This is a genomic window from Streptococcus mitis (genome assembly GCF_023109235.1).
GTDB classification, from domain to species: Bacteria; Bacillota; Bacilli; order Lactobacillales; family Streptococcaceae; genus Streptococcus; species Streptococcus mitis_DA.
This window is the reverse complement of record NZ_JALDUC010000004.1, coordinates 110,248-110,741: the sequence shown is the minus strand read 5'-3', so window position 1 is coordinate 110,741 and position 494 is coordinate 110,248. Positions and strand designations below refer to the sequence as shown.

Here is a 494-nt window from a genome sequence, read left to right as displayed (position 1 = left end):
TCGGTGACTCCAACTCCGGTAGCCAAACCAGCAGCTAAGAAAGCCATCGATGACGCATTGAAAGCTAAGAACGACGCAATTGATGCCAACAACGATTTGACTGCTGAAGAAAAAGCCAAAGCTAAGGAAGACGCGAAAGTCAAAGCCGATGCAGCGAAGACTGCAATCGACAAGGCGACAACAAATGCAGCGGTGGAACAAGCTAAGGCTGATGGAGCGACAAGTGTATCTTTAGTAACACCAACAGCGCAAGCGAAGCCAGCTGCAAAACAAGCCATCGATGAAGCATTAAAAGCAAAAGAAGCAGCAATAGATGCCAACAATGACTTAACAGCAGAAGAAAAAACAAAAGCAAAAGAAGATGCGAAAGCCAAAGCAGACGCAGCAAAACAAGCAATTGATCAAGCAACAACAAACGCAGCGGTGGAACAAGCTAAGGCTGATGGAGCGACAAGTGTATCTTTAGTAACACCAACAGCGCAAGCGAAGCCAGC

Annotated in this window: 1 protein-coding gene; it reads left to right on the top strand. The window is 46.6% G+C overall.

Going from position 1 to position 494, the window contains the following annotated elements:
- The coding region (locus M1F55_RS03830; protein WP_247947300.1) for a DUF1542 domain-containing protein at positions 1–494 on the top strand (494 nt) is incomplete at both ends.